Annotated in this window: 18 protein-coding genes and 5 pseudogenes; 12 read left to right on the top strand and 11 right to left on the bottom strand. The window is 69.8% G+C overall.

Going from position 1 to position 18,566, the window contains the following annotated elements; all coding sequences use genetic code 11:
• Positions 1–4: 4 nt before the first annotated feature.
• The 3 genes from KAE78_RS07730 to KAE78_RS07720 all read right to left on the bottom strand — a co-directional run bounded on the left by KAE78_RS07730 (position 5) and on the right by KAE78_RS07720 (position 1,398).
• Complete coding sequence (locus tag KAE78_RS07730; RefSeq protein WP_223170442.1) at positions 5–421, bottom strand: hypothetical protein; 417 nt, start codon at positions 419–421, stop codon at positions 5–7.
• Positions 421–1,101 carry a DUF433 domain-containing protein gene (locus tag KAE78_RS07725; protein ID WP_223170441.1) on the bottom strand — a complete coding sequence of 227 codons (681 nt, stop codon included), beginning with the start codon at positions 1,099–1,101 and terminating at the stop codon, positions 421–423. The genes KAE78_RS07730 and KAE78_RS07725 overlap by 1 nt, the downstream gene beginning before the upstream one ends.
• 120 nt (positions 1,102–1,221) lie before the next feature.
• On the bottom strand, positions 1,222–1,398 hold the full coding sequence (locus KAE78_RS07720) for a hypothetical protein (RefSeq protein WP_223170440.1): 177 nt from the start codon (positions 1,396–1,398) through the stop codon (positions 1,222–1,224).
• A 108-nt stretch (positions 1,399–1,506) separates the two neighbouring features.
• On the opposite strand from KAE78_RS07720, the gene KAE78_RS07715 reads away from it, so the two are divergent.
• The 6 genes and pseudogenes from KAE78_RS07715 (at position 1,507) to KAE78_RS07690 (ending at position 6,525) form a co-directional block, all read left to right on the top strand.
• Positions 1,507–1,776 (top strand): hypothetical protein, encoded by a 270-nt coding sequence (locus KAE78_RS07715; RefSeq protein ID WP_223170439.1) that lies wholly within the window; start codon positions 1,507–1,509, stop codon positions 1,774–1,776.
• Positions 1,764–2,156, top strand: coding sequence for a type II toxin-antitoxin system VapC family toxin (locus tag KAE78_RS07710; RefSeq protein ID WP_223170438.1), 393 nt, complete (start codon positions 1,764–1,766; stop codon positions 2,154–2,156). The genes KAE78_RS07715 and KAE78_RS07710 overlap by 13 nt, the downstream gene beginning before the upstream one ends.
• 246 nt (positions 2,157–2,402) lie before the next feature.
• Positions 2,403–4,704 (top strand): annotated as a pseudogene (gene purL / locus KAE78_RS07705) (phosphoribosylformylglycinamidine synthase subunit PurL).
• A gap of 153 nt (positions 4,705–4,857) precedes the next feature.
• Entirely contained in the window at positions 4,858–4,995 is a 138-nt protein-coding gene (locus tag KAE78_RS07700; protein WP_223170437.1) for a hypothetical protein, read from the top strand.
• Positions 4,996–5,180: 185 nt separating this feature from the next.
• On the top strand, positions 5,181–5,543 hold the full coding sequence (locus KAE78_RS07695; RefSeq protein WP_223170436.1) for a TraR/DksA family transcriptional regulator: 363 nt from the start codon (positions 5,181–5,183) through the stop codon (positions 5,541–5,543).
• A 373-nt stretch (positions 5,544–5,916) separates the two neighbouring features.
• Positions 5,917–6,525: a hypothetical protein gene (locus tag KAE78_RS07690; protein WP_223170435.1), complete on the top strand. Its 609-nt coding sequence runs from the start codon at positions 5,917–5,919 to the stop codon at positions 6,523–6,525.
• 46 nt (positions 6,526–6,571) lie between these two features.
• Here KAE78_RS07690 and coaBC read toward each other — a convergent pair.
• A pseudogene (gene coaBC, locus KAE78_RS07685) lies at positions 6,572–7,774 on the bottom strand (bifunctional phosphopantothenoylcysteine decarboxylase/phosphopantothenate--cysteine ligase CoaBC).
• 130 nt (positions 7,775–7,904) lie between these two features.
• On the opposite strand from coaBC, the gene KAE78_RS07680 reads away from it, so the two are divergent.
• A complete protein-coding gene (locus KAE78_RS07680; RefSeq protein ID WP_317451726.1) occupies positions 7,905–8,600 on the top strand; it encodes an NRDE family protein in 696 nt (231 codons plus the stop codon).
• 12 nt (positions 8,601–8,612) lie between these two features.
• Here KAE78_RS07680 and KAE78_RS18605 read toward each other — a convergent pair whose 3' ends face one another.
• The 4 genes and pseudogenes from KAE78_RS18605 to KAE78_RS07670 all read right to left on the bottom strand — a co-directional run bounded on the left by KAE78_RS18605 (position 8,613) and on the right by KAE78_RS07670 (position 11,079).
• Positions 8,613–8,993: a glycosyltransferase gene (locus KAE78_RS18605; RefSeq protein WP_317451725.1), complete on the bottom strand. Its 381-nt coding sequence runs from the start codon at positions 8,991–8,993 to the stop codon at positions 8,613–8,615.
• A complete protein-coding gene (locus KAE78_RS18600; RefSeq protein ID WP_317451724.1) occupies positions 8,990–9,133 on the bottom strand; it encodes a hypothetical protein in 144 nt (47 codons plus the stop codon). Before KAE78_RS18600 ends, KAE78_RS18605 begins: the two co-directional genes overlap by 4 nt.
• Positions 9,130–9,864, bottom strand: coding sequence for a glycosyltransferase family 4 protein (locus tag KAE78_RS18595; protein WP_317451723.1), 735 nt, complete (start codon positions 9,862–9,864; stop codon positions 9,130–9,132). Before KAE78_RS18595 ends, KAE78_RS18600 begins: the two co-directional genes overlap by 4 nt.
• Positions 9,865–9,872: 8 nt before the next feature.
• A pseudogene (locus tag KAE78_RS07670) lies at positions 9,873–11,079 on the bottom strand (glycosyltransferase).
• 117 nt (positions 11,080–11,196) lie between these two features.
• Here KAE78_RS07670 and KAE78_RS07665 point away from each other — a divergent pair.
• Positions 11,197–12,097 (top strand): annotated as a pseudogene (locus KAE78_RS07665) (formylglycine-generating enzyme family protein).
• Here KAE78_RS07665 and KAE78_RS07660 read toward each other — a convergent pair.
• Complete coding sequence (locus tag KAE78_RS07660) at positions 12,094–13,221, bottom strand: HAD family hydrolase (RefSeq protein WP_223170433.1); 1,128 nt, start codon at positions 13,219–13,221, stop codon at positions 12,094–12,096. The pseudogene KAE78_RS07665 and the gene KAE78_RS07660 sit on opposite strands and share 4 nt — an antisense overlap.
• A 101-nt stretch (positions 13,222–13,322) precedes the next feature.
• Here KAE78_RS07660 and KAE78_RS19565 point away from each other — a divergent pair.
• The 4 genes and pseudogenes from KAE78_RS19565 to KAE78_RS07640 all read left to right on the top strand — a co-directional run bounded on the left by KAE78_RS19565 (position 13,323) and on the right by KAE78_RS07640 (position 16,370).
• Positions 13,323–13,912 (top strand): annotated as a pseudogene (locus tag KAE78_RS19565) (sulfatase-like hydrolase/transferase).
• 11 nt (positions 13,913–13,923) lie between these two features.
• Positions 13,924–14,871 (top strand): sulfatase-like hydrolase/transferase, encoded by a 948-nt coding sequence (locus KAE78_RS07650; RefSeq protein WP_223170432.1) that lies wholly within the window; start codon positions 13,924–13,926, stop codon positions 14,869–14,871.
• 42 nt (positions 14,872–14,913) lie between these two features.
• On the top strand, positions 14,914–15,741 hold the full coding sequence (locus KAE78_RS07645; RefSeq protein ID WP_223170431.1) for a mechanosensitive ion channel family protein: 828 nt from the start codon (positions 14,914–14,916) through the stop codon (positions 15,739–15,741).
• Between the two features lie 56 nt (positions 15,742–15,797).
• A complete protein-coding gene (locus KAE78_RS07640; RefSeq protein WP_223170430.1) occupies positions 15,798–16,370 on the top strand; it encodes a hypothetical protein in 573 nt (190 codons plus the stop codon).
• Here KAE78_RS07640 and KAE78_RS07635 read toward each other — a convergent pair whose 3' ends face one another.
• Entirely contained in the window at positions 16,371–17,450 is a 1,080-nt protein-coding gene (locus tag KAE78_RS07635; protein ID WP_223170429.1) for an AI-2E family transporter, read from the bottom strand.
• Positions 17,447–18,523, bottom strand: a complete 1,077-nt coding sequence (locus KAE78_RS07630) for a DUF998 domain-containing protein (RefSeq protein ID WP_223170428.1) — start codon at positions 18,521–18,523, stop codon at positions 17,447–17,449. Before KAE78_RS07630 ends, KAE78_RS07635 begins: the two co-directional genes overlap by 4 nt.
• Between the last annotated feature and the right edge of the window lie 43 nt (positions 18,524–18,566).

Here is an 18,566-nt window from a genome sequence, read left to right as displayed (position 1 = left end):
GCTCCTACTCTCTCAATCCCAGCGGCCGGACCCCGTTCTGTGACATCGCCAATGCCCACGGCCCAGGTCCAAGCTTGATGACCTCTCGCGTCAATCGCGCTTCATGGCGCAACAACAGCTCGGCCTGCTCATCCGGGCGCAGGTCGCGTTTCGTTCCGATCCATACAGACCGAATACCGAACTCACGGTACGCCTCCAACTCTGCCGGTCGCGTCCGTATGCGACGGTCACGTGTGATGACGATGAGGCCGCGGGCCCCTACAAGCGGCATCCATTCGAGGTCGGGTGTGCCCAGTGGAACTTCCGGTAGGCGTGAGTGACCGGGATGCAGAACATCATCCCTGCCACTCCGGATGAGTACCTTCGCGAGCCCCAGCGCGTTCTCGTCGGCGAAGTACACCGGGGAGAACACCGGGGTCATCAGGCGACCTGGCTACGACCCGAGATCAGTTCGAAACGGATCGCGTCGTCGACTTCCACGAGGCTGAGATCGTAGAGATCTGCCAGCTCCTCCCGGCTGCTCCCCGCACGGTAGCCCTCGGCGAGCACCTCGGTGCGGACGTTGCGGATCGCGGGCTGACCAAATGAGTGTGCGGGATCCATGACGACCAAAGGGGTGCGACCGCTCGGCCGCATGCGCCCCACGACACCTCCTTCGTACTCCACCGCACTCTGAAACTTCGCTGTGGCCTCAGTGATCATGGTCTGCCCGTTTCGGACGACGACCAGCTGCAGTGGCCGGTCGAGCCCTACCTGCTCCTGAAGAACTCGCACGAGTTCTCGGCCCTCGACATCGAGGAACGGACGAGCGTGCGCAAGCGGATACGGGCCGAACTCGTCGCGGAGGAGCTCAACCGCTGGACGAAGCTTCTGCACTGAGACATCTTTGCTACGGAACTCAGCGAGGAGCCGGGCCTCAACCATCTCGCCCCATGTGACCGCGTCACTTCCGGTCGGGCTCTCGCGAAGTACGGGGTCGTAGAACCGCCCTGCACGCGAGTAACCCTCGAGCCACCGGCGCGAGGTGCCTGGGCGCACACCTACCAGTCGATCCACATCCGAATAGGAGTAGATCGCCCGGTCAAGCATCGAGATCGCCATACGCACATCATCCCACTTGGCGGAGACAACGGGGGGATCAGCGGGCGACCTGTGGACTACCGATTTCACCGCTTGTGAGTGGAGGACCTCTCTCCACGAGCGACAGCGAGCTTCCGAAGGTCAGTCCCGCGAGCTCAGTGCCGCCCGCAGCGCGAAGAACACGACCACGGCGACAACGGCGACCATCGCGAGCTTGACGACGAACCAGAGCAGGCTGAACAGCGCGTTCACCAGCACCCAGGCGATGATGACCGCCACGATGACGCCGAGGATGGTCCAGAGCGTGTTCTTGTTCATGGTTCCAGGGTACGTGGACGGCGGCACCCCTACTCACATCCGAGCGTCCGATAGAGAACTCACCGACTACCGGGTGTCACACCTATCGCTCAGTGTTACACTTCTCTCATGCCCACTCTCCGCCAGCGACACGCGATCACCGAGACCGACGACGTCGCGCGCGCTATCGATATGGCCGCGGCGGTGTGGCCCGAACTGCGTGAAGATCGGGCCGCCCTGTTGCGGCGGATCATCGCCCTGGGCGCCGAACGCCTGGAAGAGTCCGGCATCGAACGAGCAGCGCGGCGGCGCGCCGCCATCCGCATGCATGCCGGTGCGCTCGACGGCGTCTACCTCGACGACGAAGCACAGGCGCTGCGCGAAGAGTGGCCTGCGTGATCGTTCTGGATGCCGGCGCCCTGATCGCTTACCTCAACCCCACTGACACCTGGCATGAGCACGTCGTGGAACTGTTCGCCGCCCACGCCCCGGAGTCCCTCGCGATCAGCGAACTCACGCTTGCCGAGTGCCTCGTCCGCCCCACACTCTCCGGGCGCCAGTCGGATGTCCTGCGGGTCATCACCGACCTCCAGATCGAACGCGTGGCCGTGCCGGTCGGCGCCGCCGACACCCTCGCGTCCCTGCGAGCCACGACGAGCCTGCGCATGCGCGATGCGGTGGTGCTCCACACCGCTGAGGCGCTTCATGCTGCCGTGGCGACGACGGATGCGGCGCTTGCGCGAGCGGCCGAGGGGCGCGGCATCCGCGTGCTGGTGTAGACATCTGATCCGGCGCGCACACAAGGAAGCGGAGGTCGGGGCCAACACAGTGCGGTGTCCGCCTTGAGCGGAGACTTGCCTGGGCGTTTCGACTCGCTCCGCCTGCGGCGGTGCTCGCTCAACGACCGGGAGGGATGTCGTGCGTTTCGTCTCGCCTTCGGCTCGCGGGGCGACCGGAGGCAACCGCCGGTAGACTGGACGCGCCCCGCCCCGCCTTCTTCTGGAGCCCGCGTGAACTCTTCGCACATGCCCGATTCCGTCGCGAACGCGGAAGCGACCCCCGAGAAGGAGCAGCCCTACGGTGCGCTGGGCCTGAAGGACGACGAGTACGCGAAGATCCGCGAGATCCTCGGCCGCCGGCCCACCTCCGGCGAGCTGGCGATGTACTCGGTCATGTGGTCGGAGCACTGCTCCTACAAGTCGAGCAAGAACTACCTGCGCCGCTTCGGTCAGAAGGTCTCGGACGAGATGCGCGAGCGCCTCATGGTCGGCATGGGCCAGAACGCGGGCGTCGTCGACGTCGGCGAGGGCTGGGCGGTCACCTTCAAGGCCGAGTCGCACAACCACCCGAGCTTCATCGAGCCCTTCCAGGGTGCGGCCACGGGCGTCGGCGGCATCGTCCGCGACATCATCTCGATGGGCGCCCGCCCGGTCGCCGTCATGGACGCCCTCCGCTTCGGCGCCATCGACCACCCCGACACCGCCCGCGTCGTGCACGGCGTCACCGCCGGTATCAGCTTCTACGGCAACTGCCTGGGCCTGCCGAACATCGGCGGCGAGACGGTCTTCGACTCCGTCTACCAGGCCAACCCCCTCGTCAACGCCCTCGCGGTCGGCGTCCTCCGCCACGAGGACCTCAAGCTCGCCAACGCCACCGGCGTCGGCAACAAGGTCGTGCTCTTCGGTGCGCGCACGGGCGGCGACGGCATCGGCGGCGCCAGCATCCTGGCATCCGACTCCTTCGACGAGAAGGGCCCGACCAAGCGCCCCGCCGTGCAGGTCGGCGACCCCTTCGCCGAGAAGGTGCTCATCGAGTGCTGTCTGGAGCTGTACCAGGCGGAGCTCGTCGAGGCGATCCAGGACCTCGGCGCCGCGGGCATCTCCTGCGCGACGAGCGAACTCGCCGCCAACGGCAACAGCGGCATGCACGTCTCGCTCGACAACGTGCTCCTGCGCGACCCCACGCTGACGGCCGAAGAGATCCTCATGAGCGAGTCGCAGGAGCGCATGATGGCGATCGTCGCGCCCGAGAAGCTCGACGCCTTCCTCGAGGTCGTCGCCAAGTGGGACGTCGAGACCAGCGTCCTCGGCGAGGTCACCGGCGACGGCCGCCTCGTCATCGACTGGCAGGGCGAGCGCATCGTCGACGTCGATCCCTCCACCGTCGCCGTCGACGGCCCCGTCTACGATCGCCCGGTCGCCTACCCGACGTGGATCGACGCGCTGCAGGCGGATGCCGCAGAGAACCTCCCCCGCGACAACGACCCCGCCGCGCTCAAGGAGCAGTTCCTCGCCCTCCTCGCCTCGCCGAACCTCGCCGACAAGAGCTGGGTCACCAACCAGTACGACTACTACGTGCTCGGCAACACGGCCCTCGCCTTCCCCGACGACGCCGGCATGATCCGCGTCGACGAGGAGTCGGGCCTGGGCTTCGCGATCTCCACCGACTGCAACGGCCGCTACACGCAGCTCGATCCCTACGCCGGCGCGCAGCTGGCCCTCGCCGAGGCCTACCGCAACGTCGCCGTCACCGGCGCCGTGCCCACCGCCATCACCGACTGCCTGAACTTCGGCTCCCCGAGAACCCCGAGGTCATGTGGCAGTTCGGGCAGACCGTCGACGGCCTCGCCGACGGATGCTACGAGCTGGGCACCCCGGTCACCGGCGGCAACGTCTCCTTCTACAACCAGACCGGCGACACCCCGATCCACCCGACCCCGCTCGTGGGCGTGCTCGGCATCATCGACGACGTCGCCCGCCGCGTGCCCAGCGGCTGGCAGGACGCCGGCGAGAACATCTACCTGCTCGGCACGACCTCGACCGAGCTCAGCGGCTCGGCCTGGGCCGAGACCGTGCACTCGCACCTCGGCGGCCTCCCGCCGAAGGTCGACCTCGCCGGAGAGCGCACGCTCGCCGGGCTCCTGCACGCGGCATCCGTCGAAGGGCTCGTCTCCTCGGCGCACGACCTCTCAGCCGGCGGCCTCGGCCAGGCCCTCGCCGAGGGCGTGCTGCGCTTCGGCGTCGGCGCCCGGGTGTGGCTGAACGAGATCATCGAGCGCGACGGGTGGATGCGGCATCCGCCCTCTTCTCCGAGTCGACCGGACGCGTCATCGTCACCGTCCCCCGCGAAGACGACGTGAAGTTCCGCGGCCTCTGCGAGGGACGCGGCTACCCGGTGCTGCGCATCGGTGTCACCGACAGCCAGCCCGAGGGCGCCGCACTCGAGGTGCAGGACTACTTCACCCTCAGCGTCGCCGAGCTGCGCGAGACGTCGCAGGCGACCCTGCCCGCGGCGTTCGGGCCGACGGTGACGGAGACCCCCGCATGAGCACCCGCGTTTCGACTCGGTCGCCTTCGGCGGCCTCGCTCAACGACCGGTGGAAGGACAACGCATGAGCAACCTCAGTGCCCTTCGACTCGGTCGCGCTGCGCGCGTCCTCGCTCAGGAGCCTGTCCACGCGACCGAGGAGGGCAACATCAGATGAACGCCGACTACGAGGACTACGGCAACATCGGCGAGCGCCGCAACCGTCGCATCCGCATCGTCGCCTGGAGCGTCATCATCTCGATGATCCTCGTCGGCGGCGGCGCGACCGTGCTGTCGCTGCTTTTCGGGTAGGCGTCTCCGGTCGTCGCGCTCTCCTGCCTTCCGGTCGTTGAGCGACGCCGCGCACCGCGCGCCGGAGTCGAAACGCAGCAAGACTCCGGACACCGTTGCCGCGATTCTTGCTGCGTTTCGTCTCGCTTCGCTCGCTCAACGACCGGAAGGAGCCGGGCGTCCGCGCCCTCATCTAAGGTGAGGGCATGTCCTCCGACGTCCGCGAACGACTGACCGCACTGCGGTCGGATGCCGCGGCACGCCTCTCCGCTCTCGACGCAGACCTGGCCGCACTCACCCGCGATCGCATCACCCAGTCCGACGACGACGAGCACGACCCGGAGGGCGAGCCGCTCTCGGCGCAGTGGTCGCGTCTGAGCGGCCTGATCGACGGTGCCCGCACCGAACTCGCAGAGGTCGACGACGCTCTCGCGCGCCTCGACGCCGGCACCTACGGCGTCTGCGCCGCCTGCGGGAAGCCGATCCCGGCCGCACGCCTGGAGGTGCGACCCTTCGCGCGGCTGTGCGTGCCGTGCGCCGAGGCGGCGGCCGCCACCCCCGGTCGTTGAGCGAGCCGCAGGCGAGACGAAACGCGGCAGGATCCCGGCAACCGCTGCCGCGTTCCTTGCCGCGTTTCGACTCGGTCGCTACGCGTCCTCGCGGGGCGACCGGGGGCGGAGGTGTGACAGCGCGAGTGGCGGAAACCGGCCGGGCACGACATGCCGACCCGCATTAGGCTGTGATCACCATGGATCTCTCCCCCTCTTCGATTTTCTGCGCGATTACTGGTGGCTCGCCTTCCCCGCCATCGCGGTTCTCGGCAGCGTCGGCAAGGGCTGGGAGCGCGCCTCCAAGCGCCGCCACGAGCGCCGCCTCGAGACGATCCGCGTCAAGGGCGAGATCAAGGCCGCGCAGGCCGCCGCCCGCGCCGGCACCCGGCCCGTGCCGGTGAGGAAGAAGGCGGATGCCGCACCTCCCGCCCTCCCGCAGAAGGAGCTCCTCGAGAAGCTCTTCGCCGAGCACGACGAGATCACCGCCCGCTGGCTCGACTACGAGCTGGACGTCGCCAAGCTCATCGCCTTCCCCGCCATGAGCGACGGACGCCAGCCGCTGACCGCCGCGTTCCTGCGGGCGAAGAAGGCGGCCGACCAGCTGCGTCCGGCATCCGCCTCGGCGAAGCTCTCCGAAGACGCCGTGGCAGAGTATCTCGACGCCGTCGGCAACTACGCGGTCGCCTTCGAGATCGCCGAGAAGGACGCCCGGCGTGTGCGCGCCTCCGGCTTCAGCGAGGCCGAGCGCAAACGCCTCGACCGCGCCCAGCAGCTGCTCAAGGTCGCCGTCGACGAGTCGGCCACGCAGGCCGAGCGTAACACCGCCTACAAGCGCGTCCGTGAAGAGATCGAGGGCCTTATCGTGCTCTCGGAAGAGGCCGTGACGGTGCTGGAGAAGAAGGTCGCGCAGCAGTTGCCCTCAGGATCGGATGCCGCAGCACCACCCGCTCCACCCGCAGACCCGCAACGCCTGCCGCTGCCGAAGCGCGACGCGCCCTAGCATCCGGGTTCACCGACCGGCCCGCCTTCGCTCAGCGACCGTCGTCCTACGCGCGGATGCCGACGACGGCGTCCCAGACGGCATCCGCCACCTCGCGCTTGGAGCCCTCGGACCGCACGAGCACCTCGCCCGTGCGACCGATCACGTGCACGCAGTTGTCGGGCGCCTCGAAGCCCTGCTTCCAGCCGACGGCGTTGACGACGAGCAGATCGGCGCCCTTGCGCTCGCGCTTGCGGCGCCCCCGCTCAAGCAGGTCCTCCTCATCGCGCGGGGTCTCGGCGGCGAAGCCGACGATGGTCTGGCTCGCATCGGTGCGGGAGGCCACGAGCCCGGCGAGGATGTCCTCGTTCTCGGTGAGCTCGATCGCGGCCATGCCCCCGGCCTCCTTGGTGATCTTGCCGTCTTCGACCGCTGCCGGACGGTAGTCGGCGACGGCGGCCGCCATGACGACGACGTCGGATGCCGCAGCCGCCGCCTTCATCGCCTCCGCCAGTTCCGCGGCGGTGCCGATGCGTTCGATGCGGATCGACGGATGCCGCGCCTCCGCCAGCACCTCGGTGCCGATGTTGGCGGCGACCAGCCGCACCTCGGCGCCGCGGGCGGCGGCGGCCGCGGCGAGCGCGACGCCCTGCTTGCCGCTGGAGCGGTTGCCCAGGAAGCGGACCGGATCGATGGGCTCGCGGGTGCCGCCGGCCGAGACCGTCACTCGCAGGCCCGCGAGATCGCGCGGCCCGGCGAACGGGAGGGCGGCGGCGAAGATGTCCTCCGGCTCGAGCATGCGACCCGGTCCGCTGTCGCCGCCGGTCAGCTCGCCGTCGTCGGGGCCGATGATGTGCACCCGCGGTCGCGCAGCGTGGCGACGTTCGCCTGCGTCGAGGGATGCCGCCACATCTCGGTGTGCATCGCGGGGGCGATGACGACGGGGCGGTGGTCGCCAGCAGCGTCGTGCCGAGGAGGTCGTCAGCCAGTCCGGCGGCCATCTTCGCGATCGTGTTGGCGGTGGCGGGGCGATGATGACGAGATCGGCTGCCTGCCCGAGCGCGACGTGCCGCACGCGGGCGACGTCGTCGTGCACGCTCACCGTCACCGGATTGCGACTGATCGACTCCCACGTCGGCAGGCCGACGAACTGCAGCGCGTCGGCGGTCGGCACGACCGTCACCTCGTGCCCGGCCTTGATCAGCAGGCGCACCAGGTGCACCGTCTTGTACGCGGCGATGCCGCCTGTCACACCCACGACGATGTTCACCCTTCCGATTCTGCCGTACCGCGGCATCCGATGGGCCGCCGGGCCCGTCGCCGGAGGACTCCTCCTCGCCCGAGAGCGTCTTCCTCGTCCTGTGCACGACCTGCGCGCATAGACTGGCGCCGTGTGCACCGTGGTGATCGACGTCGAACCGGGGGCCGCGCGTCTGCTCGCCGTCCGCGACGAGGATCCGCAGCGCGAATGGGACCGGCTCGGCCCGTGGTGGCCGGAGACCTATCCCGGCGTGATCGGCGTGCGCGACCGACGTGCCGGCGGCGCCTGGCTGGCGGCGAACCCCGCCACGCGGCGGATCGCCGTGCTGCTGAACCGCGCCGACACGGTCGCGCTGCCCGAGCACGAGGTGCACACCCGCGGCTTCCTCGTGCTCGACGCGGTCACCGGCACCGAGCCCGCGGCACACCCGCGCACGCACGGCTTCAATCTGCTCGAGGCAGGTCCCGACGGCGCGCGGGTGATCTCCTGGAACGGCGTCTCCCGCACCGAGACGCCCATCGGCCCCGGCGTGCACATGATCGCGCACGACGGGCTCGACGATCCCCAGACCGCGCGCATCGCGCACTGGCTGCCGCAGTTCCGCGCGCGGACATCGGATGCCGCAGACGACCGCTGGTGGGACGACTGGGTGCAACTGCTCGCCGAGAGCGGAGACATGCCGGCGGAGGACGACCGCGCCATCATCCGCGACAACCGCCCGCACGGCTACCCGACCCTGTCGCTCCTGTACTGCGTCGCCGAAGTGGGCGCAGACGGCCTTCGCATCCACGACGAGCCCTTCGCAGACCCCGGGCACTGGAGCACCGCGCACTGAGCGCGGCGGCGGCTACCGCTTGCGCTCGGCGCGCACCCGCTCGTAGACCTCGATCATCGCGGCCGTGCGCGAGGACTGCCGGAAGGTCTCGACGACCTCCTCGGCGGGCACCGGGACCTCGCCCGATCGGATGCCGGCGACGGCCTCCCGCAGCGTCTCGGCGAGGGCGTCGACGCGGGCCGCTTCGCCCGCGGCATCCGGCACCGCCCAGACGCCCGCACCGAGCTCGGCGGCGATGTCGGGGTCGCTCACGATCGACGGGGTGCCCAGCGTCGCCGCCTCGAAGGGCGTCATGCCCTGAGTCTCGAAGCCGATCGAGGTCTGCACGAGGGCGTCGGCGGCGCGGAGGCGGGTGAGGACCTCACGGTAGGGCAGCTTCCCGGTGAAGGTCACCGCCGCCGCGGGCGACCGCTTCTGCACCAGCCGCTGCGCGGCGCGCCGCTGGCCCCGCCGCCGATGACCTCGATGTCGGCGTCGATGCCGGATGCGGCGACCGCCTCGAGGAAGGGCAGCAGGCGCTTCTCCGGGCTCATGCGACCGACCCACACCAGGAGCGGGCGCTCTCGCGGCGCCGGATCCGGAAGGGCGAGGACCTCGTCGCGGATCTCGTCGTCGATGCCGTTCCAGACGACGTCGACGCCGGCCCGCTGGTCCGCACCGAGCTCGGGCGCCGCCCAGCCGAGCTCCGCGTCGGCGGGGATCGCCCCATGCGCTTCGAGGCGGCGGGCGAAGTGTGCGGAGGGGCGGTCACGGCATCCGATCGCGTCGCCAGGCGCCGCAGGTACGCCCAGCCGTCGCTGCCGTGCGAGGCGTCGCCGAGCGCCCGGTGCGCCCAGCGGTTGAGCGCCCACAGCACGAACGAGGGGAAGGGCGCGAGCGCCTCGATACCGACGTCGACCCGGTTGTGCATCGTGTGGACGACCGGAAGGCCGTGGCGCTCGGCGAAGCGGTGGCCGATGAACGCGCCCCAGAAGTCGGCCTGCACGTGCACGAGGTCGGCGGGCGGGCGGGCGGCGAGGGCGTCGTCGACCCAGCGATCGGTGCGGCGGCCCGGCCAGGTCAGCGAGTACTCGCGGTCGGCGGTGATCGGGATCGACGGCATGTCGACGTAGCCGGCATCCGATATGTCGCGTGCGTGCAGACGCGGCGCGACGACCGTGACCGTGTGCCCGGCCTTCTCGAGGAACTTCCGCTGCAGGCGCATCGCGACCTGCGCACCTCCGAGGGACTCCAGGTGCTGGTCGCCGAACATCACGATGTGCACGAGCGGCTCTATTCGGGCAGCGGCTCGCCGCGGTACAGCGCTTCGAAGGTGTCGAGCGTGCGGTTGATGTCGTGGATGGCTACGCCGTCGAGCGAGGAACGCTGCATCCGCTCGTACTCCCCGGCGAGGCGGTGAGGACATCGGTCAGCCGGGCGGCGAGCTCTTCGTCGTCACCCGGCTCGAAGAGGTGGCCGTTCTCCCCGTCGTGCACGAGGTGCGGCAGCGCGACGGCGTTCGCGGCGACGACGGGAAGGGCGGATGCCATCGCCTCCATCGTCGCGATCGACTGCAGCTCGGCGATCGAGGCGATCGCGAAGACGCTCGCCCGCGAGTAGAGCTCGCGCAGAGTGCCCTCGTCGACGAGCCCGTGGAAGGTGACCCGGTCGGCGAGCCCGAGCTCCTGCGTGAGGGCCTCGAGGTTCTTGCGCTGATCGCCGCCCCCGACGATGTCGAAGGTGACGTCGAGCGCCGGATCGAGGCGGGTCAGCGCTCTCAGGATGACATCGATCTGCTTCTCGGTCGTCAGGCGGCCCACGAACAGCACGCGGTTCTTCTCCCGCGGCGCGATCACCGGCGTGTACCGGGTGCGGTCGATGCCGCAGCTGATCGGGATCACCCCGAGATGTCGACGGTCGCCTCGAGGAAGTCGGCGGCCTTGCGCGTCGGCGTCGTGACGGCGCGGGTCATGTCGAAGGTGCGCTTCGCGTCGTCCCAGGCCAGCTTGACCACGAGCTTGTCGATGAGCGGCGGCAGAGTGGTGAAATCCAGGACGTTCTCGGCCATCACGTGGTTGGTCGCGATCACCGGGATCCCGCGCTTGCGGGCGATGCGGGTGACGCCACGGCCGATGACGATGTGCGACTGGATGTGCGCGACATCCGGCTGCACGGCCTTCAGCACCCGGCGCGCGTGGAACTTCGACATCCACGGGATCACGAACGTCAGCCAGTCGTGCGGGTAGTACCGCCAGGCGGGCAGCCGGTGCATCGTGAGCTTCTCGCCCTCGATCTCCTCGATGAAGCGCCCGCTCTTCCGGCGCGTGGCGCTGGGTGCCATGACGTGCACGTCGTGACCGCGGGCGACGAGCCCGGCGGCGAGGCGCTCGGCGAAGCGAGCGGCGCCGTTGACGTGCGGAGCGAAGGTGTCAGCGGCGATGAGGATCGTCAGCGGCTGCGCCTTCGCGGCGTGACCGGCTGGGGTCGCGGAGGAAGTCACGGGTGAGTGGGGGCCAATCTCTGTGTTGTGCCGCGGGGTGCGCGACACTTCTCCAGGGTACCCGAGGGGTATCGGATGCCGGAGAGCAGGGCCCCCGGTGTCGCGATACCGTGGGGCATGGCTGAGCTGGTGCGGATCGAGGGCGGCACGTTCCGCATGGGATCGGAGGACTTCTACCCCGACGAACGCCCCGTGCACGAGCGGACGGCGGCCCCTTTCCTCATCGAGCGGGCGCCGGTGACCACCGCCGAGTTCGCCGCGTTCGTGGCCGACACCGGCTACGTCACCGTCGCCGAGCGGGCGCTGGACCCCGCACAGTTCCCGGGCGCCGACCCCGCCGATCTCGTTCCTGGGCGATGGTGTTCACGCCGACGACCGGGCCGGTGGATCTCGGCAACTGGCGCAACTGGTGGCGCTGGCAGCCGGGGGCCAGCTGGCGACATCCGCTCGGCCCGGAGTCGACGATCGACGACCGCCTCGACCACCCGGTCGTGCAGGTCGCCTTCGAGGATGCGAGCGCCTACGCGCAATGGGCGGGCCGGCGCCTGCCGACCGAGGCCGAGCACGAGTTCGCCGCGCGCGGCGGACTCGACGGCGCCGCCTACGCCTGGGGCGACGAACCCTATCCCGACGGGCAGGTGCTCGCGAACGTCTGGGTCGGGCACTTCCCCTACGACAACCGCGGCTGGGGCGGCACCTCGCCGGTCGGCACCTACCCCGCGAACGACTACGGCCTCGTCGACCTCATCGGCAACGTGTGGGAGTGGACGAGCGACTACTACACCCCGCGCCATGTCCGGCTTTCGGACAAGCCCGTCGATGCGGGGAAGCGCGCCAATCTGCTGGCCGCGGCGAGCGCGGAGGAGTCTCAGCCCCGGATGCCGCGGCGCGTCCTCAAGGGCGGATCCCAGCTGTGCACGCCCGAGTACTGCCTGCGCTTCCGCCCGGCGGCGCGCTCCCCCAGGCCGAGGACACAGGCATGTCACACATCGGCTTCCGCTGCGCGCGGGACGCCTAGACCGCTGCACCGCGCTCGCACGCCCGCTGCGGTCGTTGAGCGGAGCGCCGCGGGCGCGGAGACGAAACGCCACGGCTTCGATCGCGGTCACGCCAGGGCGTTTCGTCTCGCTGCGCTCGCTCAACGACCGGAGGGTTACCGACCGGAGGGTTGCCGATCGGTGGACTCGACTCAACGACCGGAGGAGAGTTACCGCTCGGGGAAGGGAAGACCGTCGCCCAGTCGTCGCGCACGCTGACGACGGTGAGCCCGACGTCCTCGGCGGTGGCGAGCGCCTTCTCGGCGCCCTTCACATAGGGGATGTCTCCGCGGTCGGGGTCGTCGTGGCTGACGAGCAGCGCGAGCCCGCGCGGGCTGCCCTGCGCGAAGCGCAACATGGGCAGGTCGCCGTCGGAGTTGCCCGCCGCGAGGATCGGTCGGCGGCCGACGCGGTCCCAGATGCGGGTCGGCTTCTCTGGCCCGTCGTTGAAGAAGGCGAGCGAGGAGCTGTAGCGCACGAGGTTCGTCTCGGCGTCGTAGGTCATGCTCATCGCCGTGCCGACGACCCGCTGCGGCGGCACCCCGTAGAGATCCTCGGTGATCGGGCGCATGAAGTCGCGGTCGCCGCCCGAGACGATGTAGGTGCGGAAGCCGTGCTCCTCGAGCAGCCGCAGCAGCTCGAGCATCGGCCGGTAGACGGTCTGCGCGTAGGGGACGCCGAGCGTCAGGTGCCGGGCATGGGAGAAGAACTCCCGGACGGATGCCGCGTACTCGTCCACGCCGACCCCGGCGCTCACCCGCGACACCGCCGCGATCAGCAGCCCGAGATCCGAGTCGTCGCCGGCGTAGTGCTTGTCGATCGCCCCGCCCAGCCACGCGTAGTCGCCCGTGACCGCCGCCCGGTAGGGCTGCGTCTCGGCGAGCGCGGGCTCGGCGTCGGCCGCCGCCCTCCACTGCTCCAGCAGATAGTGCAGCTGGGTGGGCATGGGCTTCTCCGCCCACAGGGTGCCGTCGTTGTCGAAGACGGCGACCCGCTCCGCGGGCGGCACGAAGTCGGCGCTCGCGGCATCCGATACCGCGGCGAGGAAAGAGAGGATCGCCTGGCGCGTGGGCGTGTCACGCCATGAGGGAAGCAGCTCGGTCACCCTTCGACGATACGTCGTCGGATGCGGCCCCGCACCGATTCCGGATGCCGATCACCCGCGGCGGGTGAAACCCTTGCGCCCGTGAGAGACGGGATGGTTTCATGAGCCGAGAACGGCCCCGCCCTTCGACCGGAGACCAGAGGAGCGTCATGTCCGACAAGCCCAACATCCTGATCATCTGGGGTGACGACATCGGCATCAGCAACATCAGCGCCTACTCCGACGGACTGATGGGGTACCGCACGCCGAACATCGACCGCATCGCCGACGAGGGCGTGCGGTTCACCGACTACTACGGCGAGCAGAGCTGCACCGCCGGCCGTGCGGCCTTCATCACCGGCCAGAACCCTACCGCACCGGCCTCACGAAGGTCGGCATGCCGGGCGCGAAGATCGGCATGCCTGCCGAGGACCCGACGATCGCGACGGCGCTCAAGGAGTGCGGCTACGCGACCGGGCAGTTCGGCAAGAACCACCTCGGCGACCGCGACGAGCACCTGCCCACGCAGCACGGCTTCGACGAGTTCTTCGGCAACCTCTACCACCTCAACGCCGAGGAGGAGCCGGAGCACGACGACTACCCGTCGGAGGAGGACTTCCCCGAGTTCCGCAAGAACTTCGGACCGCGAGGTGTGATCCACTCCTGGGCGAACGACGACGGCACCCAGCGCATCGAAGACACCGGCCCCTGACCCGCGAGCGCATGCGCACCGTGGACGAGGAGTTCCGCGACGCCGCCGTCGACTTCATCCGCGACAAAGCCGAGGCCGACCAGCCCTTCTTCGTCTGGTTCAACTCCACCCACATGCACTTCCGCACGCACGGCAAACCCGAGAGCAAGGGGCGCGCCGGGCGCTGGCAGTCCGAGTACCACGACACGATGTGTGACCACGACGACCTCGTCGGCGACCTGCTCGATGAGCTGGATCGCCTCGGCATCGCCGACAACACGATCGTGATGTACTCCACCGACAACGGTCCGCACATGAACAGCTGGCCGGATGCCGGCATGACGCCGTTCCGCAGCGAGAAGAACTCCAACTGGGAGGGCGCCTACCGGGTGCCGGCGATGGTGCGCTGGCCCGGGCACATCCCGGCGGGAACGGTGCTCAACGGCATCGTCAGCCACAACGACTGGTTCGTGACGCTGCTGGCGGCCGCGGGCGAACCGGAGATCGCCGACAAGCTCAAGGCGGGCACGACCCTCGCGGGCCGCGAGTACAGGTCCCACCTGGACGGACACAACCAGCTCGACTACATCACCGGCGAGGTCACGGAGAGCCCGCGCAAGCACTTCTTCTATGTGTCGGACGAGGGCGACCTGACCGCTCTGCGCTACGACAACTGGAAGATCGTGTTCCTGGAGCAGCGCGCCGAGGGCACGCTCGCGGTGTGGCTGGACCCCTGGGTGGAGCTGCGGGCGCCGAAGATCTTCAACCTGCGCACCGACCCCTACGAGCGGGCCGACCGCACGTCGAACAGCTACTTCGACTGGATGCTCGATCGCGTCTTCCTGCTGGTGCCGGCCCAGTCCTATGTGGCCAGGATGCTCTCGAGCCTCGTGGAGTTCCCGCCGCGGCAGAAGCCGGCATCGTTCACGATCGACCAGGTGCTCGCCAAGCTCGAGGCTGCGACGGCGGGAAACTCCTGATCCGAACACCGCCCCGCCGCATCCGGGCCATAGGCTGACCGCATGCCGACCTTGCCTGACGTCTCCGCGCAGCTGACCGCGCTGAACGGCTGGGATGTGCTGTGGGCGGTGCTGTGCGGCCTCGCCGGGTGGATCGCATCGATCTTCGCCTATCGGGCGGCCCGCGCGGGGCTGCGCAAACTCCCCAACGTCACCGAGACGATGGCGACGGTCGGGGCGCGGATCGTCCGGTACCTGCTGATCCTGCTCGGTGTCGGGATCGGCCTGGGCTTCCTCGGCATCGGCCTGCAGCCGGTGATCGCCATCACGATCATCGTCGTGGCGGTGTTGGCCCTGGCGATGCGCGGCATCGCCGACAACTTCGCCTCGGGCGTCGTGCTGCAGTCGCGCAACACGGTCAAGGTCGGCGACGAGATCGACGTCGACGGCCTGATCGGCACGATCACCGAGATGAACGGGCGGGCGATCCTGCTGCGCACCCGCGACGGGCGCATCGTGCACGTGCCGAACTCGCAGCTGCTGAGCAACCCGGTCGTGAACCACTCCGAGGACCATGCGCGGCGCAGCACGATCGAGGTGCGCCTGAAGCGCGAGGGCCGCGCCGTCGACGATCTGCTGGAGCTGCTCGAATCGGCGATCGCACCGGTGCCGGGCGTCTCTTCGGGCACGCCGGTGCGCGCCCTCGCCCGCACGATATCCCCGGAGCGCCTGGTGGCGCACGTGCAGTTCTGGCACCGGCCGACGAAGGGCGTCGGCATCCGATCCGATGTGGTGCGCCGGCTAGCGGAGACGCTGGACGAGGAAGGGGTGCACGGCACGGTGACCTCCGACCTCCCGGACACCCCGCTGACGGCGCCCGACGCGGTGTGAATGCAGGCACTCGGGGCACTCAGCGGCCGCCGAGGCGCATCGCCTAGCGTGGAGGCATGAGACTCGCCGCCTCCGCCGACCCCGCGCAGTGGATCCCCGTCACTGGCTCCCTCGGCTGGAAGGGGCGCCGGCACCGCAAGGCCGCGATCCGGATGCTGCTGGCCACCACGACCGGCACGAAGGGCTCGGGCGTCGCCGCCTGGGCGATGAGCCAGGCCGCGCCGCTGCTCATGCGCAAGGCCGACGGCCGCGTGCTCGTGTGGACGTGGAAGCCCGAGCCGGAGCTCGTCGTGGCGATGGTCACCTCACAGGAGCTCACCCCGCAGCTGCGCACCGCCCGGGCGATGATGCCGATGGAGTACGACGACACCGAGGAGTTCCGCAATCCGCACCTGGGCGTGGGCGAGAAGCTCCTCGTGCCCTCCCCGCCCGACCCGCGGACGCCGGCCTTCGCCACCTACACCTGGGACACCGGCACGCACCTGATCACGCTGACCGCCGTCTCCGGCGACCGCGAGCGCTTCGGCACGGTGGTGCCGGAGATCGACACTCTCGCGCGCGGCATCCGGATCGTCGACGACCTCACCCTGGGCGAGACGCCGGGCGTGCTGAGGATCGACCCGGCCTGATCACCCGCCGCGGACGGTGGTGTCGCCCGACAGCCATCGCAGCCAGCGAGCCTGCGGGTCGCCCTCGAGCACGAGCGCGCGCAGCAGCAGGGTGAGCGGGATGCTCAGGATCGCGCCCAGCGGGCCGATGATGAAGGTCCAGAACACGACCGACGCGAAGCTCAGCGTCAGGCTCAGGCTCACCGCGTCGCTGACGAACTTGGGCTGGATCAGCACCTGCAGGGTCACGTTCACCACGATGTAGACGGCGATGACCCCGAGCATGAGCGGCCAGCCGCCCACGACCAGCGCGAGCACCGCGGGCGGGATGAGACCGAGCACGAAGCCGATGTTCGGGATGAAGTTCGTCACGAACGCGAGGATCGCCCAGACGACCGGCGCCGGCACCCCCATCGCCCACAGCGCCAGGCCGTCGATGATCGCGACGACCGCGCCGAAGGCGGCGTTGATCACGTAGTAGCGGCGCACGTTCGCGCAATAGGCGGCGAACCGCGTCATAGCCGGCGCGGCATTCGCTCCGTACAGCTCGACCGCGCGGCCGTAGCGCGAGGCGTCGGCGGCCATGAAGATGATGTACGCGAAGACGAAGAACAGCGCGGTCAGCACGACCAGGGCGCTGGAGGCGAGAGAGGCGACCGCTCCGATGATCGCCTGAGGAGAGAGCAGGCCCGCCGAGTCGGCGGAGGCGGCCGGGTCCAGGCCCACCTCCACCAGCCAGGCGTTCACGCGCGCCGCCGTCTCGGCCAGCTCGTCGATGTAGTCGCCGACGAGGCGGATGAAGCGCGTGCCCGCATAGGCGAGCAGGAGCGCGAGGGCGATGAGGATGAGGTAGCCGACCACGATCACGGCCGTCGTCGCCGCCCAGCGCGGCCAGCCGGCACGCTCGAGCGGATGACGCACGGGGTGACAGACGATGACGAGCACCGCGGCGAGCGCCAGCGGGCCGACCAGGTCGCGGGCGGCGGAGAGCCCCGCGAGCACGACGAAGCCCGCGGCCAGGCCGAGCAGCACGGTGAGGCTCGGCGAGAGCCCGGCGCGGATCCGGCCTCCCGAGGGGACTGCAGGGTCTTCCTTCGTCATGAGCGCTCTCCTGTCGCGGCGGTCTCGTCGTCCTCCTCCAGCGCCGATGCCGCCCGGATGAAGAGGATGATCCAGGAGAACACCAGCACCCCGGCGACCAGCTCGACGGCCGTCAGCGTGTAGTAGCCGGTCGCGAAGTAGATCGCGACGAGCACCACGACGGCGACGAACGCATAGCCGGTGAGCAGGAAGCCTCGCGGCATCCGAGGGATCCACCATCGCATGCCGATCACCAGCACGACGAAGCCGACGGCCATTCCCGTGGCGACGGTGTTGTGCAGCGCGAAGAAGTCGTCGACGGGGAACACGCCCACGCAGCCGAGGAACACGCCGACGGTCACCAGGAGCGTGCGCACCCAGCGGATCCCGGGAGCCCGGCGGATCACCGCCGACGCCGTCGCGTAGCGCACCAGGATCGTCACGATGAAGCCCGCCACGATCAGGGTGAGGTTGAAGGCCATCGCCGAGAGGTCGTCGGTCATCCCGAGTGCGCTGAGGTTGTCCTCCCACCACCGGGGATCGCTCGCGGTGAGCATGCTGGCCAGCACCCCGAACACCAGGAAGACCGCCAGCACCGTGGCCAGGAGCGACAGGTCCATGTGCGTCGCGGAGAAGAAGCAGACGTAGGCGGTGACCGCGGCGACCGCGCCGGAGAGCAGCAGCACCGGCAGGGGGTACACGGTCGCGCCGAGGAACGACTCGTCGAGGATGTCGGCCAGCAGCGTCCAGCCCAGGAGCGCGATGACCGCGTGCGCGAAGGCGAGCGCGGCGACGTCGGCGATGTCGAGCAGGGTGATCCTCTTCGTGCTGCCGGAGTGCTCGCGCACGATGTAACGGCCGGCGGCGAAGGCGAGGGCCGCCACGACGCCGGCGCCGATCGCGGCGAACTGCCCGACCGAGCCCGGACCGGCGATCGGTGTCCCCTCGAAGCGGAAGGTCACGAGCGCCACCAGCGCGACCACGACGAAGGAGATCGCGCCGAGCCCGAGCGAGAGGGACTCGAGGGTCGACGCGCTACGCGCAGGAGCGGGGAGGGCCTCGCGGTTCCCCGCGGATTCCGCAATGGTTGCCATGGCACAGACACTATCGGTGGGCGAGGCGGAACCTACGGAGACA

This window comes from Microbacterium sp. NIBRBAC000506063, assembly GCF_017968845.1.
GTDB lineage: Bacteria > Actinomycetota > Actinomycetes > Actinomycetales > Microbacteriaceae > Microbacterium.
This window is presented reverse-complemented; position numbering and strand designations above follow the sequence as displayed.

Excerpts from the sequence above, each read along its gene's own strand:
- KAE78_RS07645 (WP_223170431.1), top strand. The coding sequence starts at position 14,914 with ATGCCGACCTTGCCTGACGTCTCCGCGCAGCTGACCGCGCTGAACGGC.
- KAE78_RS18600 (WP_317451724.1), bottom strand. The coding sequence starts at position 9,133 with ATGAGCCCGGAGAAGCGCCTGCTGCCCTTCCTCGAGGCGGTCGCCGCA.
- KAE78_RS07700 (WP_223170437.1), top strand. The coding sequence starts at position 4,858 with ATGAACGCCGACTACGAGGACTACGGCAACATCGGCGAGCGCCGCAAC.
- KAE78_RS07720 (WP_223170440.1), bottom strand. The coding sequence starts at position 1,398 with ATGAACAAGAACACGCTCTGGACCATCCTCGGCGTCATCGTGGCGGTC.
- KAE78_RS07640 (WP_223170430.1), top strand. The coding sequence starts at position 15,798 with ATGAGACTCGCCGCCTCCGCCGACCCCGCGCAGTGGATCCCCGTCACT.
- KAE78_RS07715 (WP_223170439.1), top strand. The coding sequence starts at position 1,507 with ATGCCCACTCTCCGCCAGCGACACGCGATCACCGAGACCGACGACGTC.
- KAE78_RS07695 (WP_223170436.1), top strand. The coding sequence starts at position 5,181 with ATGTCCTCCGACGTCCGCGAACGACTGACCGCACTGCGGTCGGATGCC.
- KAE78_RS07635 (WP_223170429.1), bottom strand. The coding sequence starts at position 17,450 with ATGACGAAGGAAGACCCTGCAGTCCCCTCGGGAGGCCGGATCCGCGCC.
- KAE78_RS07730 (WP_223170442.1), bottom strand. The coding sequence starts at position 421 with ATGACCCCGGTGTTCTCCCCGGTGTACTTCGCCGACGAGAACGCGCTG.
- KAE78_RS07630 (WP_223170428.1), bottom strand. The coding sequence starts at position 18,523 with ATGGCAACCATTGCGGAATCCGCGGGGAACCGCGAGGCCCTCCCCGCT.
- KAE78_RS07650 (WP_223170432.1), top strand. The coding sequence starts at position 13,924 with ATGCGCACCGTGGACGAGGAGTTCCGCGACGCCGCCGTCGACTTCATC.
- KAE78_RS07725 (WP_223170441.1), bottom strand. The coding sequence starts at position 1,101 with ATGGCGATCTCGATGCTTGACCGGGCGATCTACTCCTATTCGGATGTG.